This window comes from Nostoc sp. CALU 546 (assembly GCF_048836525.1).
Genome location: NZ_JAWJTF010000129.1, coordinates 5,702 through 23,946, shown reverse-complemented (window position 1 = coordinate 23,946; position 18,245 = coordinate 5,702). Strand labels below are relative to the sequence as shown.

Below are 18,245 nucleotides of genomic sequence, written 5' to 3'. Positions count from 1 at the left end.
ACATGAACTGAAATCATCCAATTGGTGGACCAAGTGGGGGTTCCTTGGGTGTCAACTTGGTCTTGCTGTGCCGGTGGTGATGTCGCCTGCGGCGTGTGTGATTCTTGTCGCTTGCGGCTAGCAGCTTTTGCCGAATTGGGACTTGTTGATCCAGTGGCCTATGCTTAATGTGGGCATTGGGCATTGGGCATTGGGCATTGGGCCTCTGGTTCTTCTGCTCCCGCTGCTCCCCCTGCTCCCCCTGCTCCCTCATCCCTCGCCTGCACTCCACCTACCTGAATCAACGCCTGTATCCCAGCTAAGTTTGATTTGGGTAAATGCTGTAAACCGCGTTTCACCCAACGGCGATTCACACCAGTTAAGGGGGCTAAATCTGCGATCGTTCCCAGTGTAAACAGTGCTAACATCGGTTGGATCAAGCCCTTAGTCGCCCCTAGCTGTTGTGCTAAAGACACTGCCAAAATGTAAGCAACACCAACACCAGCAACACCCCGATAAGGTGAGGATTCAGCTATTAGTTTAGGGTTGAGGATAGCGTTAGCTGGCGGTAATTTTTGGGGGATATCATGATGATCGGTGATAATTACTGCAACACCAAGTTCTCTAGCTCTAGCAACTGGTTCAAACGCAGAGATGCCATTATCTACAGTCAGAATTAGCCCCACACCTTCGCTGTGGAATTCTTCAACTATGCGTTTATTAATACCGTAGCCTTCATGCATCCGGCTGGGAATAGCATAATCTACCTGTGCGCCTAAAGTGCGGAGACTACGCAAAAGTAGAGCAGTGCTGGTCATTCCATCAGCATCGTAGTCACCACAAATCGCAATTTTTGTTTGAGAAGCGATCGCATTTTGCAACAACTCCAAACTAATCGCCAAATCTGGGAAATCTTCTAACGGCGAAGGCAAAACTAAAGATTCTGGATTTAAAAATGCTTGTACCTGTTCTGGTGTTTCCATACCCCGATTAATCAACAACTGGCTGACAATTGGTGAAATATTTGTCAAAACCGCCAGCTTTTGGGCAAATTCTGGTTTTTGCGGATAAACTTGCCAGCGCTGATCAGGTAAGCGCCTGGTAGGTTTTGAGAATTCAGATACAGGTCGGTCTAGCACAATACAAGTCAGGAGTTATTAGTTAGGAGTGTTGAATTTAAAGTTGTTTCTTAACTCATAACTAATAACATTAATTTGCTATCTAAAACACGTTTATCTTACCATCATCCATAATATACAACGAGCGATCGCCTGGAGAGCGCCAAGTCGGACGGAGTTCTAGCCGCAATGTACCAAAGTTAGGTTTCGAGACAATTGCTTGTAGTGATAAACCCGTTTCGCTCCAAAATATCAGAGATGTATTTGGCTCTGTACCCTCTATTTGTTCTAAATTTAATTTCTGTCCTGGACTCAAAGAAATTGCACCAGTCCCGGAGGGCTTTTGGATTTTAATCAGGTTGGGTGTGCTATTTACAACTTCAACTCGGATGTGTTGCCCCGGTGTAAACTGAATTGGGCGAGAACCACACTTAGAAGCACAAGTTCCAGCTAAAGTATTGCTGGGATTATTGATTGCTGTAACTACAATGGTAGCTGCGACTAAAGCAAATGATAGAGGTCTAAACATAATACATAGTACAAACACTGTACCGAAATACTACTTTAATAAGCCCCGTTAAACCTCAGTATATTTTCCAAAATTACTTTGGTAATTCCCAGTTATTAAATTACTGATTACAAATTATTTTTTATAAACATCTTCTCTCGCACTAATAGCGTAAATTTCGATCTCTTTGAAGTCAATATCGAATGTCTCTAGACATTGGTTTAGGGTTTGTTGACGAGGTATTTAAAAAGGTCATCAATTACAGCATCAGCCGCAAGTAAATTTCCTCCTCTCCAAGTCAAGTAATTGATAGGGTAAACATGATTTTGTTGAACTGCTCGAAGATGTTTCCAGAGTGGTTTTTCTTTGAGTTCCTCAAGAAAATTTTGGCTATCATCAGTCAAAGTTCCCACAAATATCACATCACCATCAGCTTTCTCTAATTCTTCTATAGAAATGTAAAGCTGTGCAGAAGGTGCGATCGCATTTTGAGCTTGGGGACGTTGTAGCCCGACATCTTGAAGAATAAAATCAGGAAAGGAGTTTTTAGTTTCACTAAATATCACACCAGGAGCTAAAAATACGAGAGAAATTTCTTTGTTTTTATAGCGATCGCCCAAAGCTGCTTTGAGTTTTTCAACTCGTTGATGATAATGTTCCCAAGCTTGCTGTGCAGCCTCTTGTTTTCCTAAAACCTGAGTCACAAAATCAAATAACTCTCGCCAAGTTTTATTTTGCCAATTAAATAGTACAGTAGGAGCAATTTGCGAAAGGAGAGGATAAAATTGTTTTTCCGCATTCCAACCTATAATAATATCGGGCTTAATCAGTAAAATCTTTTCTAAATTAGGTGAAGAAATTCCTAATGAATTGATACCTTCAACTTTACCTTCTAGATATGTATGTTCATCCAGCATATCAACATAGGTACTTCCCAGGGGCTTAACTCCCAAGGCAATTGCATTACCTAAAGTCGGTAAAGAAAAAGTGACAATACGCTGTGGGTTTATAGGAACACAGGTTTCTCCCATTGTGTGTTGAACGACGCGGCAATCTTTACTTGCCAAATTAGTAGGAGAAACTGTGTTTTTAACTGTGTGATGACTACAAGCTGTAATCAGCCCAATAATCAAAAGCATTAATACTAAACAACGTATCCAATAGCGTATTGTCACTCTTTTCATGCTTCAGTCAACTTCTCAAGATGTCCGCAAAATTATCTCTTAGATAAAACCTAAATTAAAACTGCACTGAAACTGAACCAGTCACGGCAAAAGGTGAACCTTGAGAAATGTTTGCTGAATTGTTTGAACCGGAAGCATAACGAATATCAAAGAGGTTTTCAATACCTAACCGAAAAGTCAGGTTATTAACTTTGTAAGCAGCACCTAAATCTACTCGCACGTAGCCAGGAAGCTCAAAACTATTTTCGTTATCTCCTTCTCTTTCACCCACATAAACTAAACCAGTACCTAAACTCAACCCTCTGAGCGAACCTCCAGTAAAGTCGTACTTACCATAAAGCCCCACGCTGTGTTCTGGAGTATTAATCGGGCGGTTACCTTCTTGTCCAGGGACAACACTTTTGGTAACTTCTGAATCTAGGTAGGTGTAAGCTGCAATCAAGCTAAAATTCTCGGTTACTTTTCCTGTAACGTCCAATTCAAATCCACGGCTACGAATATCGCCTACAAGGATGCTGAAATCAGGGTTGCTGGGATCTGTTTCTGCAATGTTTGTTTGTTCCAACTGAAACAGTGCAGCCGTGATACTCACTCTATCATTTAACAGATTTACTTTAGTACCAACTTCATATTGAGTAGCTTTTCTAGCCTCAGGAAAACCACCGTCTGAAAGTAAACCAAATTGTGGCTCTGTCGATTGACTAAAGCTAGCATAAATTGAAGCTGAATCTGTCAGACTATAAACTAACCCGATGCTTGGAGAAATGTAATTGTCATCTTGTGCAGGTACGCCACCACTTATATACTCAAATCCGCCGTAGCGCAAACCTGCCAGTAAACGAAATTGCCCAAGTTTTATGAAATCTTGAATGTAAACGCCCCAATTGCTGTCACTAAAATCAACTGTGCTATTAGTAAGTCCGGTGGGGATAGGAACATCAAAAGTAGGGTTAGCAACGTCAATACTACCAAAAAAACCAGCATTAACACCATTGAACCTTGAACTGTATTTATTGTATTCAACGCCTGCTAATAACTTATGTTCTGTCTCTCCAATATTGAAGTTACCTCTGATTTCACCTCGAAGATTGTATTGATTATAGTCATCAAAAATTGTTCGGTAGAAACGTGTTAGAGTATCACCCTCAAAACCAAGTGCGACAAAGATCGGATTAGCTTCTCTTTGTGTATTAAAGTACTGACCGCTGAGGTTAAGCGACCAATCCTTACTAATTGGCTGATCTAAGTAAGCTGCAATCCGATAGTGATTGTAGATTTGGCTATTGCGGGGATCTGTATAACTGCGGTCATAGAAAAACTCACCATTAAAAAATTTTGCTCCAGTATTAAAGTCTTTATCTTGCCGGTAATACTCACCTTCAATTGTTAAAGAACCGCCTTCGCCCGTTGATAACGTTACTGAGGGAGCCACAAAAATACGATTATCTTCAACGTTGTCTACAAAATAATCTGAATCTTGAAAGGCCAGAATCAAGCGATAAAGTACATTTTTGTCGTCAGTTAACGGCCCTGTTAAATCCACCTCACTGCGATAAAAATTAAAGCTGCCTATATCGGCTGAAAATTTATAACTGGGCGTAGCTTGGGGCTTCTTTGTAATATAGTTAACTACTCCACCAGGTGAACCTGTGCCATAAAGTAACGAAGAGAAACCTTTCAAAATTTCTAGACGTTCAATATTAGCAAAGTCTCTGATTAAAGAGCGGTAATTATCTCGTAACCCATTGACATAAACTTGGCTACCTGTACTAAATCCACGAATTTGAAAGTCAGTGAACAGTCCACCCTGTCCAACGTTTCCGGCCGTGACTCCACTAATGTAAGGGGCTAAGTCTTCTACTCGTCGGGGTGCTTTATCCTCAATGAATTCCTCTGTAATTACGCCAATTGATGCAGGTGTTTCTAGTAGTGGAATATCCAGCCTACTTCCAGTGTTAGCATCTGGTACACGATATCCATCTTGTTCTCCTGTCACTACCAACTCAATCGCATCATCTTGCTGCGCTGCTGGTTCTTTTTGCGGTGTCTGAGTTTCTGGTATTTCTTCTACTGGAGGCGTTTCCGACTGCTGTGGTGGCTGCATCGCGGTTGCACTAGAATTTATCCCAAAAACCAGCCCTGTATTGTCATCAAATAATTCAACTGTTGGTAAACTTGTTTCACCTACTACTGTCACCCGCACAGTATTAGTGTCAATATTGATAACTGTTATTTCAGTAATTCCCGCATTTGGTTTTTCTGAACGGAAGTTGAAAGCATTGCCGTTAGGTAAACGCAATTGAGCATTAGGAATATCGGCAATAAAATTATTACCAGTACTGCGATTTGTAATTTGTAGTTGTTCTCCAAGGGGTGTCTCTAAAATTACCTCCACACCATTTTGGGTGGAAGTTGCTTTTACTCCCGCGATCGCGATAATTTCTGATGTAGGTGTTGGTGACTGTACCAAAATTTGAGAGTTGCCAAAAGAATTAGCATCTTTTGCCCATGTTGCTTGCATTCCTAGAAGAAAAAATACACCTGTCAGCAATAGCGACAGCCGCAGTTGTAAAAAATTCACCATCACTCCCACACCTTAAAGCTTAATAAAAACTTTTCCTGATTAGCTTAGGGAAAACTATCAAGGTGAAGATAGTGATAATTCTGCTTAAACGGAATTTTTATTCGGCTCAAACGGAAATTGTTTTTAAACAATCCTGTGGACGGATGCTAAACTTTTTCCGAAAGGCTCTCCCAGATTTGCTCTGTTAGTTTAGAAGCGATACTCTAGGAGAGTCGCTTGAAGGTAAGAGTCAACGGGAGGTAGAGGAAATGTTAGGAATTACACTCCAAGAAACACGGGTTTATAGAGAAATTAAGGAAGAAGGACGCTCAGTAGAAGCCCGCACACTGATTTCGCGTCTATTAACCCGTAGGGTGGGCAAATTACCTCAAAAGGTAAGTCAGCGTGTGGAATCTTTGTCTCTAGAACAACTGGAAAATCTCGGTGAAGCGTTGCTTGATTTTACTAGTATGGCAGATTTACTAGTTTGGTTAGAAGCGATTGCAGATCACTCGTAAATTCTCTGGGAAAACCATGAAGGCTCAAACGGAAAATTTTTTCATACAATCCCGTGGACGGATGCCAAACTTTTTCCGAAAGGCTCTCCCAAAGGCAGTCAAATCATTGTAACCGACCATATTGGCAACTTCTCCAACTTTCCATGTCCCAGTTTGCAGCATTTGCCATGCTTGTTCCATGCAATAACCGTGGAGAAAACCAAATACTGTTGTACCAAACACCTCACGAAAACCCTGTTTGAGAGTACATTCATTTAACCCTACCAGCCTTGCCAACTCTCTGAGACTAGGTGGATTCTCTAATCTTTGCTGCAAAATATCCCTAGCATAATAAATTCTGTCTACTAAATCGCCTGTTAATGGATGAGGATTGCTATTACTCTCTTGAATTTCCATTTCCACAGCTAACAACATTCCCATCAACTCTAAAGCTTTACCTTCCAGATAAACCCGCTTGGCGATTCCCCGATAAGGACAGTGGATAATTTGCTTGGCGACAGTTTGCATAGCTGGTGTTGCAATACCATCACGACAGTAGCATGGTTGTGCAGATGTTCCGACCAAATGCTGTAATTCTCTTGGTATTTCCCCATCTGGATAACCAGCCATAGAGTGCAGTGTTTCAGGCAACATTTCGATAATCACTTCCAAGAAAGGCTGTTTGGTGGAAATATCACCTAGTGATTCTTTTTCTATACCTCTACCGTAGACACCATATCTTCCACCTTCCAGAAAAGTTTGCCGACACTGAGTTTGTCCAGACAGATGAAAGTGATACTCTATGCCGGTTGTATCCAGATCGGAGAATTCTATCATCAGGCGATCGCACACTCTATAGTCAGCAATGGTCAAATTAAAACCTTCCCTGAGTTGAATTTCTCGCCAGTAACCCCTTCCCAATGGCTGCGGGAACTTGTGTATCACATCAAACTTATCCTTGGGGTCAGGATAGTGACTAGTTCCATTAGTCCGCATCTCGTTCCACAATTCGTTGTAAGCTTGTTGGGAAATGGTGATAGTCATATTCTGCTCAAGTCTAAATTTATCCCCTAATTAAGAAATTATCTCATTAAATTGGGTAAAGATAGTGAGGCGATCGCTTGACAACTATGGCATTTTTCCAAGTGAAGGTTTCCACTCACCCAAAAGGTTGAGAGGAGCGAATTTATTTATAGAGCAATACAGTTCAGAATGAGCAACAAAACACTTGTAGAGACGGCGATTCATCGCGTCTTCAAAGACAAATTATCTACACCAGTAACCTTAACCCAAGCGTATTGATTTATAGAGAAGGTAGAAGGATTTTTTAAGGTGACATTGAGTTGACTAAATTTAAATCAAAGGAAAAAGATTAAAAGCCAAAGAAATAATAGTCACTAACTAACTGAACTTGGCTTTTCCCTTTCTCCTGTGATATCTCTTTAACCGAAGCGTCCACTGATATAATCTTCAGCTTCTTTGGTTTGAGGTGAACTGAACATCTGCGCTGTCGGATTAAACTCAACTAATTTTCCCCGACGTTTACCATGCTCGTCAATTTCTGTATTGAAGAAAGCTGTGAAATCTGCGACTCTAGAAGCTTGCTGCATATTGTGTGTCACCATGATGATGGTGTATTGCTCCTTAAGTTCTAAGCAGAGTTCTTCTACTTGGCGGCTAGAAATTGGGTCGAGAGCAGAACATGGTTCATCCATCAATAATACATCTGGCTTCATAGCGATCGCACGCGCAATGCAAAGTCGTTGCTGTTGTCCGCCAGATAATGCAGTTCCCTTCTCTTTGAGTTTGTCTTTGACTTCATCCCAAATAGCAGCGCGTCTGAGGGAATCTTCCACCAATTCATCAACGTTACCTTTGTAACCGTTAGCAAGCGGTGCAAAGGCAATATTTTCGTATATTGACTTAGGGAAAGGATTCGGTCTTTGAAAAACCATTCCGATTTGGCGGCGTAATTTGACCGAATTTATCTTAGAATCGTAGATGTTGCGATCGCGATAATTCAGTCTACCTTCAACCTTAGCACCAGGGATTAAATCATTCATCCGGTTGAAGCAACGCAATAAGGTACTTTTACCACATCCTGAAGGGCCAATAAAAGCAATAATTTGTTTATCAGGAATTTTTAGGTAGACATCTATAAGTGCTAGAAATCCTCCATAATAGACTTTCACACCTTCAACATTAAATACAGAATTATCTTTGTCTATTGTGGCACTATCTGATTGACTTCTACTATTGCTATAAGTCATTTTTCGTATCTCCTAATATCTGTGAATGTATTAAATTAGATATTTAATTATCTAACGGATTGAGAAGCGTTGTCGGATATAAATTGCTACACCATTTAAAGCTAAAATCAAGAGCAACAACGCAATAATTGTTGCTGCTGCTGCACTAGCAAAACCCGGTTCAGGACGAGTGATATAACTGTAAATTTGAATGGGTAATGCCATAAATCTCTGGAACAAACCAGGGTCAAAAGTAAGAAAACCTACAGCACCGACAACAATTAGAGATGCTGCATCACCAATAGCACGAGATACAGAGATAATCACCCCTGTCAAAATACCAGGAACAGCATAAGGTATGACATGACTGCTAATAGTTTTCCATTTGGTGACACCTAAGCCGTAAGAAGCATTTCTCAAAGAATCCGGGACAGCGCGAATTGCTTCTCTAGAGGTGACAATAATGACTGGTAAAGACAGCAAAGATAAAGTCAATGCACCAGAAATCAAAGCAGGGCCAAACCCAAGCAAATAATTAAAAACTCCTAAACCCAGCAACCCATAGACGATAGAAGGTACACCCGCCAGATTACTGATATTAATCTCAATAATCGCTGTCCACCAAGCTTTGGGTGCATACTCTTCGAGATATAAAGCTGCTCCTACACCAATTGGGACAGTTACAAAAATCACAACAAGTCCCAACAAAATGCTGCTAACAATAGCAGGACGAATACCACCTTGGTCAGGAAAACGAGAAGGGGTATCTGTGAGAAATCCTGGGGACAAAAATCTACCTAATCCGTCTCCCAAAATATCGAAAAGGAGCAAAGCTAGGACAAATATCCCAATCATCAAACCGAATAAAAAAATTACTTCAAATACTTTTCCTAAACTCTCCCTTTTGTCAACATTATCAGTAAATTCTGCCCCAGATGCAAAGGAATCATTTTCTTGATAACTAGTAGCCATATTTTATTACTCGTATTTTTCCTTATAACGATTAGCAATCCAGTAACTAACAATATTCAAAGATAGGGTAATCAAAAACAAAACCGCACCTACAGCATATAAAGTCTTGAAATTGAGACTTCCACGCGGACTATCTCCACCAGAAATTTGTGCCATATAAGCAGTCATCGTTGCGATTGATTCTGCAAAGCTAATAGTCAGCTTTGGCTGTAGTCCGGCGGCGATGAGGACAGTCATTGTTTCACCCACAGCGCGAGAAATACCTAAAATAATCGAAGCGATAATTCCCGAAAGTGCGGCTGGTAAAACTACTTTAAAAATAGTTTCTAGTTTAGTGATACCTAAAGCATAAGCTCCTTCGCGCAAAGAACGCGGAACTGATTTAATAGCATCTAAGCTAATAGAACCAACGGTGGGAGTAATCATAATTCCCATCATTACCCCCGCACTTAAGGAATTGAATATTTCTAAAGGGATAATATGCCGCAGCAATGGTGTCAGAAACAATAGTGCAAAGTAACCATATACTACAGTTGGAATTCCTGCTAAAAGTTCCACGGCTGGGCGTAAAACTGCTGCTACTTTGGGTTGAGCATATTCACTCAAATAAATGGCAGAACATAAACCCAAAGGAATCGCCACTGACATAGCAATAGCTGTAGTCAAGAAAGTGCCATTAATTAAAGGCCAAATGCCAAAATGCCTCTCTGCAAATAGAGGTGTCCATTTAGTATCAAGAAAGAATTGAGCAAAGGAAACTTCTTGGAAAAAACCAAATGTCTCCTGAAAAATAATTATGACAATACCAAAGGTAGTCAAAACAGAAACTAAAGCACAAGCAAATAAAATCGTTCCCACAATCCTTTCTGATATATCTTCAGATATATTTTTGTCTAGTGATTGTCTGGGTAGTAAATAAGGATCGTCTTGAGAAGTGGAATTTTGCATAAACAGTGAAGTTGTGACTACAAATCAAGTTACAAATGGTCAATAATTATTTGATGCTACAACCCTCCAGATTCCCCCAAATTTATCTGCGGCATCAATCCAAAATCCAAAATCTAAAATCTAAAATTTTTTGACTGGGTATTTGTCTAAAGAAAGTTTGTAATTGGTTCACCTGGTTTGGCTTTTTGAAATTTTGTCCCAGTTTCACCAGCAGCAAATTTTTGTTTTACCTTGACGTAAGCTTCATCAGGTAGTGCTACATATCCAGCACCATCTACCCACTTCCAAGAATTTTCTAGATAAAAATCTACAAATTCTTTGACTGCTGGTTTGTTATCTAAAGATATCTTACTGACATATATAAACAGGGGACGAGACAAAGGTGTGTAGGTATTTTTGAGGACATTATCCAACGGAACTGGTTTTTTGCATTCTCCTTTGAGATTTTCGATAGCAACTAAATTGAGCTTTTCCTGGTTTTGAATGTAGTAAGATATCCCTACATAAGCCAATGCTGATTCATCTCCAGAAACACCTTGCACTAGCAGATTTTGATTATGGCTAGGAGTGTAGTCGGTGCGGCCATTCTTGGCTTTACCAGTAACGGCTTGAGTTAAATAATCAAAAGTTCCCGTATCAGAAGCCGGAGCATAAAGCTTCAGTGGTAGCTTAGGAAATTTAGGATTAACTTGATCCCAAGTCAAGATTTTGCCGTCTGATTTAGCACTCCAAATTGTGTTCATTTCCTTAATAGTTAGACATTTAGCAAAATCGTTTTTACGATTTGCAATTACAGCTACGCCGTCTAAACCTATCGGTAACTCCACAAACTCAATGTTCTTACTTTTACATTTTTTAATTTCTTCATTTCTGATGGTACGAGAAGCACCAACAACATCAATATCGCCATTACAAAATTTACTGAAACCGCCACCAGTACCACTGGAAGCAACACTAACTTTCGCGTCAGATTTCACCTTCTGGTATTCTTCTGCAACTGCTAAAGAAATAGGAAAACCCACGGCTGCACCATCAATACTCACTTGACTTTTCAATTCTTGTCCACCGTTACAAGCAGTGATGCTACTGGCAAGAACCATTAAAGATGTGAAGAAAAAGCTATCTTTAAATCTGCGATGAAAGCTCATAAATTAACAATTGAGATAAAGTGACTATACCAATAATGCTGCTTAAAAAAGTAAAGTTTATGCTTTGCTAGCAGCTTGAACTTTGTCAAAAATTGCCCCATCTTCAAAAAACTTTTTCTGGATAAGCTCCCAACCACCTAAATCTTGAGAGGTAAATAAAGTTTTAATTGGCGGCTGTTTTGACGCTACTTCTTGAGTGACAGTGGGGTTAACAGGACGATACTGTAATTTAGCAAATTCCCGTTGAGCTTCTGTTGAGTAAAGAAAATTGACAAATGCTTGTGCAACTTCTCTTGTACCGTGTTTATCAACGTTTTTATCAACTAGAGCTACAGGATTATCAATGGAAATATTAACTTGAGGCACAACATAAGGCAGTTTCAATCCACCTATTTGCGCCAAAATTACCTCATTTTCGTAGTTAATTAAGACATCTCCCTCACCTTTTTGGAAGAATGAATCACTAGCTTCACGGGCATCTTTCGTCAATACCGGGATGTTCTTATAAACTTTGGTGACATAATCTAATGCTGCGGTTTCGTCACCACCTGTTAAACTCACAGAACTCCAAAAAGCTAAGAATTCCCAGATAGCAATACCAGAAGTTTTTGGGTTAGCTGCAATTATTTTCACGCCATCTTTTGCCAAGTCTGCCCAAGTCTGAATGTTTTTGGGATTACCTTCACGAGTAACGATCGCAGCTACAGATTTACTGACAATACCATTTCTCGGATATCTGGTTTCCCAACCTGACTTAATCAAACCTGCTTGCTGAATTTTGATCACATCTAGGGGAAGTGCCAAATGTACTATATCTGCTTCTTGCGAACCGTCAATGACTGTAGCCGCTTGAGCGCCAGAACCTCCATAAGTCGCCTCAATCGTGACGTTTTGGTTGTGTTCTTTCTTCCAGCTTTCGACAAATTTGGGAATTATCTGGTCATGTGCAGCTTTGGTAACGGAGAAAGAAGCAAGTTTGATATTAACATCATTTTTGCTAGCTGAACTACTTTCAGAACAGGAGGCAACAGCCATACTCAAAAAAGTACCTATTAGAAATAGACTTACAAAGCTTTGCACAGTGTGTCTATTCAACCAACTTCTAATTGTGTGTTGATAGCAGAATTTTATAGTCCGCAAGGCTTTTATGGCATAAGCCTGTATCCCTTCACTTAGGAATTTACTTAATTGTGTTGGTTGTTGCGACTTGCTCATCAGAATTTACCCCTAAATCTACGGTATTTCTAGATGTATACCGTAATTAAAAGAATTATAGGGTATATAGAATAATATTCATCATCTGGATTAATTTTTTTTTACTAGGTGAGCAATTTGTCATCAAAAGTCTGATTTACCAAGGGATTTCAAGAAACGGGTTTTTTCTGCTGGAAAGGGAGACACTCTGATTGCACACATACATGAAATTTGCCAAAAAGATGTAATAAGTAATACAAAATAATAATATAAACTCGAATTTTTTAGCCAATAAAGCTTTTTTTAAAACAAAGTAGCTGCACTACAACATCTTGAGTATCATATTTTGCGATCGCACTCATTGCAATAACTTCCCTTCTTGTGACACTTGGGAATTGACTCATATCTCAACTGCAACTCATTGAATACCAACAAAGTCGAGTGAATCCTGCTGTTCTTCCTCAAATTCTAAACAAAGTTCAATTGCTTCTTTAATGCGTTCCACTAACTCATCTAAAGTTTTAGTCTTTCTTCTATTTATCTATTTTTATCTATTGAGTCTATCATCCTTCCTTGGTAAGGATGACGTTGCTGGTCAAGTTCAGCAAATATATCTATCAACTCTGGTTAGTCTTGTCAAACTCCAAATAATTTATTCAATTTTGCAAGCCTTTCTTCATCTGTCAAGTCTAGTTTTGCTACGACAGGTTCAGTAGAAGTAAGCTCTAGATTAACGATTATTTCTGCTCCATCAGGAATACTGTGAATTTGCTCTAATAATTCAATAGTTTAACCGCGTTTTATTCCCCTAATCTTCATTTTATACTTACTCCTGTAATCACTACTATTCAAATCTCAGACATTTTCTCATCACTTAATGCTAACTGATGTAGCGGCTGGTTGTCAGATATTGACTCTCCTGGTAGAACAGATAATCAGGCGATAATATTTAAGTACTCACCAACTGAGTCAGACCCTTCAATATACGTAGCACGTGGTACAATTCATTTCCAGGGTTTAGCATCAAAAAAACCTTTGATAAAGCATAACGCGGTGGATTTACTGTCACTAATTTGACGAAAATAAACTCGCTTTCCGTGGCAATTCCATAAGAATTATTAATTGCGAATTACGAATTACGAATTATTTGCTGCTTCCAGCCAAACTTCCACTTCATCTGCTAGTAACTTCTGCGCTGCATCCATCATTGATGTTGCAATATCTTTGAGGTCTTCGCGGTTGTTCAAGTAAGTTTTTAACGCTTCCATTGGGTCGATGCTGCTACTCGCACTCAATTCAGGAATTCGGGGTCTGGCTAATTGACTGACTAATTCTGCTTGAATGGTGTAGGTGTGAGCGGGACTTAAAGCAGTATGTAGAGAGGAACTGTCAATTAAATCCATCTGTTCAGAGCGGAGTTTGTAAATTAGCCGCACTACAGCATCTTGAATATCATACTTGGCGATCGCTTTCATTAACACCGCTTGCGGATCATCTGCTTTCGAGATATCCACCTCAATAGTCTGGAAAGTCCGAACTGTTAAGGGACAAAATTCCCATTCAGCGCTGCCCCGCTCCAGTTCCAGCATCACATAGCCTTTGTCTTCTTTTTCTTCGCTAAAATCTACCCGTTCAATACTCCCTGGATAAATCACCGGCGGATTGTTGGATTTATTCAGATTTTGATGGCGGTGGACGTGTCCTAATGCTACATAATCAAAACAAGGTCGTGTCAGCAAAGATAGGGGTAGAGTAAAGCCTTTACCTACTGCCAAAAAGCGTTCTGCGCCCAAGGTTGCATTGTCAGCCATCAAGTGAGCCAAAAGAATAGTAGGCACATCGGGGTCAAGACGGCGAACTTCCCCTTCTAAAACAACTCGCAGACGTTCCGTTAATAGTTGGTTTACTTCCGCTAAAGATAAACCTTCAGTCTCTTGGCGAGTCATCAGTGTGGAACGAGTCAGCCAAGGCAGAGTAATTACTTGCACTTTGCCATTACGGGTTTCAATACAGTGAGTAGTTAATGTATCACCAACAACAAACCCTGGCACTCCCAAAGTGCGATAAATATTTAAACTCGCCCCTCCCTGTCCTTGGGAATGTTGGTCATGGTTGCCTACCAATAGGACTGTGGGAATATTGGCATCCATAAGACGGCGAAACTGGTTGGCAAAAGCATGTTGTACATAAGGTGGTGGTGTCGCATCCGGGAAAGCATCGCCACCAAATATCACCATATCGACCGCATCTGTCAGCGCTCGGTCAATACATATAGAGAGAGTATTGACAAAATCCTCCAATCGTGTGTTTAATCCAGTTGTCGGATTAATTCGTCCGTGGGAGAAGCCGCTTCCCATGTGGATATCGGAGAGATGGAGGATTTTAATCATATTTGTCCTTTGTTCTTAGTCATTTGTCCTTTGTCTAATACTAATAACAAATGACTATAGCGGTTCTCGTTTGTATGCAATACATTTTGACCTCTCTCCAAACCTCTCTCCTTTTAGGAGAGAGGCTTTGAATTTACTTTACTCCCCAACGCTAGAAGGGAAGGGGCTGGGGGTTCGGTTTGCATTCCATGCAATTGAGAACCGCTATAAATAATACCAATTCAATTAATGATTGCAACACATGCTTGGATAAAGACGCGATGAATCGCGTCTCTACAAATGGTCTATTTGTCGCATTCTTTTTTCAAATTGGTATAAGTCCTTAGTCCTTAGTCCTTTGTCTAAATACTAATGACAAATGACAAATGACCAATGACTAAATATGAATTCCACATTCTGTTTTATCGCTTCCCCGCCAGCGTCCGGCGCGTTCGTCTTCGCCTTCGCCTACTTTGGTGGTGATGGGTTGGTCGCCGATGCTGGGATAACCTTGGTCGTGGAGGGGGTTGTAGATAACTCCGTGTTCAGCCACGTAAAGCCAGCTTTCTTTGCGTGTCCAGGTAGCTATAGGATTTACTTTCAGCCGACCTTTACCGTCGAATTCAAATATGGGCATATTCGCACGGGTTACTGCTTGGTCACGGCGGCGTCCGGTAATCCAAGCGACGCTATTGAGTTCGTCTAGACCCCGTAGCAGTGGTTCAATTTTTGTAATGTGGTGGAATTTGGCAATATCCTTGTCCCAGAGTTTGTCGCCGTATTTGGCTTCAAAGGCTTCGCGGGTGTCTACATCTGGAGTTTTGAAAGTTTGCAAATCCAGGTTGTAGATTTGTATAGCTTTGGCTACTAATTCTAGGCTTTCAGGGAAGTGGTGCAAGGTGTCGAGGAAGATCACAGGAACGGGATGCTTCAGTTCACTGTAAAGAATATGGGTAATTATCATATCATCCACGTTAAAGGCGCTTGTTTGCACCAGTCCCGTTGGGATATTCTCTATAGACCATGCCAGTATTTCTTTGGGAGTGGCAGTTTCAAATTGCTCATTTAATTTTTCTAAGTCAAAAGCGATCGCTTGGTTTCTAGATTCCGTGGATGCTGTCATGATAATCTTCTATTCAAAATATTTTTACCTTGATTAAGATTTATTTTATCCCATCAAGGCACGTATTCCGCTCGGAGTTCAGGTATTTATTCTGTTCGGAAATTACTACGTTTTGGAACTGGAGAATGGGAAGTCGGCAGACCAGAAGAACAAATCATTAAAAGTAAAAATTGATACTTAAGTCCAAAAATAAGTATTTACTAAGAAATTTTACGGTAATTTAAGTTTTACAATGGTTTTATAGATATATATACTGATTTTGATATGGTTAAGGGACTATTAATAAAAGGGATTTTACTTAAATGAACAATGCAAAATTCAGCAATCCATTAGGACAATCTATAATTATGGGCGCTTTAATGATGTTAACAAGCGTTGGCATCATCACAATCATGAACTTTTTCTAGATCAAAATTTCTAATTTTAGTAATAAGACTTCACATAGTCCCGTTCAAAACTGAGTGGGACTTTTACTTTTTTTATCCAGATAAATCCGTGTGTATTAAATTTCTACTGTAATTTTCGGCAGAGAATAATTCTGAAGCCGTGTTTTTACGTAGCTTTGCAATCAGAGAATTTAGAATAGGGATGCGATAGACCCCTAGTGACCAACTGGCGCTTTCACTCCTGCACCGCCTTTACCCAGAAATAGCAACAGAGGTAATGAGCAAAGGAAGCCTACCCCTACCACCCGAAAGCAATCTGCGTAAGACAAAACCGCAGCTTGGGTATCTACTGTTTGACTTAATAAAGCTAGTGCTTGTTGTTGAGCCGTTGTCGCATCCATACCTTGACCTTGCAGTGCCCCATTGAGCGCATCGAGGCGCTGATTGGTTTCTGGGTCATAAGGACTAAGTTTTGCTAATAGGATGGCTCGATGAAAAGCTTCTCGTCGGTCAAGTAAAGTGGTCAGTAGAGCAATGCCAATGCTACCACCCAGTTGTCGGGTGAGGTTGTAGAAACCAGAGCCGGCAGAAATATCCGGTTTGGGTAGCGGGCCTAAAACTGCCAAACTCAAAGGGAGAAACATCAACACAGTAAAACCCCCACGCCATACCAATGGCCAAAATAAATCATCTATGCCAGTTTGTGGGGTAATTGCTGCGAGTTGAAACATGACTCCAGATGATCCCACAGCACCCATTGCAATTAAAAATCGGGCATCGATTTTGGTGGACAGCTTGCCCAATACAACCATGACGATCGCAGATGCTAAAGCACCAGGTGCTAACAATAGTCCTGTCTGCGTTGCTGTAAAGTGCAGCACACTCTGAGCAAATATCGGCACAGCAAAGAGTGTGCCATAAAGCCCCATTCCTACCACGGCAGATAACACACTTCCAGCAGCTAAAGAACGGTGACGTAAAACTCTCAAGTCAACGGCAGGATGGTCTATTTTCAACTCGTACCAAATAAATAATCCCAATCCGATAATACTGGCGATCGCTAATGTGGTGATAAAACCGGAGGAAAACCAGTCTTCTTTCTCTCCTTCCTCTAACAAAGTTTGCATACAGCCAATAGCAATCACCAAAAACCCAATCCCGAACCAATCGACGGCTTGGCTTTGTGTCTCACTTTTGTCTTTGTCTTTGGGCAAAAATACCACTGACATCGCCACTGCAACGATCCCGAAGGGAATATTAACAAAGAAAATCCACCGCCAGCCTAAGCCATCTACTAAAAATCCCCCTAAAGTCGGGCCGATGGCTGGCCCAGCAATTACACCCACCCCAAAAACTGCTTGTGCTAAACCTTGTTCAGCAGGTGGAAAAGTCTCGAACAAAATCGCTTGGGCTTTAGCTAGCAACCCGCCACCACATAAACCTTGAAGAATTCGAGAAAAAACTAGCATCGGGAGATTAAATGCCAACCCGCATAAAACCGAGGCCAGGGTGAAGCCAATCAACGAGAAGATAAAGTAGGTTTTGCGTCCAAAGTAATCTCCCAGCCATGCAGATAAGGGAATTAAGACGACATTTGCGATCGCATATCCAGTTACCACCCAGCCAACCTCACTGACAGTTGCACCCAAACTAGCCTGTATATCTGTCAGGGCAACGTTAACAATACTGGTATCAATTACTTCTAAGATCGCACCAAGGGAAGCCGTAAAAGCGATCGCCCACTTCAATGGCCCGTGGACATAACCAAATTGGTCAAAACTAGAACGTTTAATGTTGGTAGCCATCAATAATACTAATTTGTAATTAAGAAGCCCAGATGAAATCCAACTTTCTTTTCGATAATTAGTATCAGAGCGATCGCAAAGCTAAAATTAAGCATTTCATCTATACGATACGGTAGCGTATCATATAAAAAAGGTCAAGGAAAGCAGCAGCGATCCCATTCCCCAATCCCCATTCCCCATTCCCCATTCCCCAATCCCCAAT

12 protein-coding genes and 3 pseudogenes are annotated in these 18,245 nt (G+C 40.6%); 2 read left to right on the top strand and 13 right to left on the bottom strand.

The features are described from left to right. Positions 1 to 6: 6 nt before the first annotated feature. A pseudogene (locus tag RRG12_RS37585) lies at positions 7 to 168 on the top strand (7-cyano-7-deazaguanine synthase); the annotation flags it as partial. 68 nt (positions 169 to 236) lie between these two features. On the opposite strand, the pseudogene RRG12_RS37580 reads toward RRG12_RS37585, so the two are convergent. The 4 genes and pseudogenes from RRG12_RS37580 to RRG12_RS37565 all read right to left on the bottom strand — a co-directional run. Further along, positions 237 to 1,118, bottom strand: a pseudogene (locus RRG12_RS37580) (single-stranded-DNA-specific exonuclease RecJ); the annotation flags it as partial. An 82-nt stretch (positions 1,119 to 1,200) separates the two neighbouring features. Continuing rightward, the gene (locus RRG12_RS37575; protein WP_420762707.1) at positions 1,201 to 1,626 is read right to left on the bottom strand and encodes a hypothetical protein; all 426 of its coding nucleotides are present in this window, start codon (positions 1,624 to 1,626) and stop codon (positions 1,201 to 1,203) included. A gap of 200 nt (positions 1,627 to 1,826) precedes the next feature. After that, on the bottom strand, positions 1,827 to 2,789 hold the full coding sequence (locus tag RRG12_RS37570) for an ABC transporter substrate-binding protein (RefSeq protein WP_420762706.1): 963 nt from the start codon (positions 2,787 to 2,789) through the stop codon (positions 1,827 to 1,829). A gap of 55 nt (positions 2,790 to 2,844) precedes the next feature. Next, entirely contained in the window at positions 2,845 to 5,373 is a 2,529-nt protein-coding gene (locus RRG12_RS37565; RefSeq protein ID WP_420762705.1) for a TonB-dependent siderophore receptor, read from the bottom strand. Between the two features lie 218 nt (positions 5,374 to 5,591). On the opposite strand from RRG12_RS37565, the pseudogene RRG12_RS37560 reads away from it, so the two are divergent. After that, positions 5,592 to 5,870 (top strand): annotated as a pseudogene (locus RRG12_RS37560) (DUF4351 domain-containing protein); the annotation flags it as partial. Between the two features lie 24 nt (positions 5,871 to 5,894). Here the strand turns inward: RRG12_RS37560 and RRG12_RS37555 are convergent. From RRG12_RS37555 to RRG12_RS37515, 9 genes are all read right to left on the bottom strand, one after another. Then, positions 5,895 to 6,893 carry a helix-turn-helix domain-containing protein gene (locus RRG12_RS37555; RefSeq protein WP_069068682.1) on the bottom strand — a complete coding sequence of 333 codons (999 nt, stop codon included), beginning with the start codon at positions 6,891 to 6,893 and terminating at the stop codon, positions 5,895 to 5,897. 398 nt (positions 6,894 to 7,291) lie between these two features. Then, entirely contained in the window at positions 7,292 to 8,119 is an 828-nt protein-coding gene (gene pstB / locus RRG12_RS37550) for a phosphate ABC transporter ATP-binding protein PstB (RefSeq protein ID WP_420762704.1), read from the bottom strand. Between the two features lie 51 nt (positions 8,120 to 8,170). Then, entirely contained in the window at positions 8,171 to 9,070 is a 900-nt protein-coding gene (pstA, locus tag RRG12_RS37545) for a phosphate ABC transporter permease PstA (RefSeq protein WP_069068680.1), read from the bottom strand. Between the two features lie 6 nt (positions 9,071 to 9,076). Next, a complete protein-coding gene (gene pstC, locus RRG12_RS37540) occupies positions 9,077 to 10,018 on the bottom strand; it encodes a phosphate ABC transporter permease subunit PstC (protein ID WP_420762703.1) in 942 nt (313 codons plus the stop codon). 146 nt (positions 10,019 to 10,164) lie between these two features. Next, positions 10,165 to 11,166: a PstS family phosphate ABC transporter substrate-binding protein gene (locus RRG12_RS37535; protein ID WP_069068678.1), complete on the bottom strand. Its 1,002-nt coding sequence runs from the start codon at positions 11,164 to 11,166 to the stop codon at positions 10,165 to 10,167. A gap of 57 nt (positions 11,167 to 11,223) precedes the next feature. Beyond that, positions 11,224 to 12,381: a sulfate ABC transporter substrate-binding protein gene (locus RRG12_RS37530; protein ID WP_420762702.1), complete on the bottom strand. Its 1,158-nt coding sequence runs from the start codon at positions 12,379 to 12,381 to the stop codon at positions 11,224 to 11,226. Positions 12,382 to 13,496: 1,115 nt separating this feature from the next. After that, positions 13,497 to 14,750: an exonuclease subunit SbcD gene (sbcD, locus tag RRG12_RS37525; protein WP_069068675.1), complete on the bottom strand. Its 1,254-nt coding sequence runs from the start codon at positions 14,748 to 14,750 to the stop codon at positions 13,497 to 13,499. A gap of 376 nt (positions 14,751 to 15,126) precedes the next feature. After that, positions 15,127 to 15,852 (bottom strand): phosphoadenosine phosphosulfate reductase, encoded by a 726-nt coding sequence (gene cysH / locus RRG12_RS37520; protein ID WP_420762701.1) that lies wholly within the window; start codon positions 15,850 to 15,852, stop codon positions 15,127 to 15,129. A gap of 601 nt (positions 15,853 to 16,453) precedes the next feature. Further along, the gene (locus RRG12_RS37515) at positions 16,454 to 18,043 is read right to left on the bottom strand and encodes a DHA2 family efflux MFS transporter permease subunit (RefSeq protein WP_420762700.1); all 1,590 of its coding nucleotides are present in this window, start codon (positions 18,041 to 18,043) and stop codon (positions 16,454 to 16,456) included. Positions 18,044 to 18,245 lie beyond the last annotated feature (202 nt).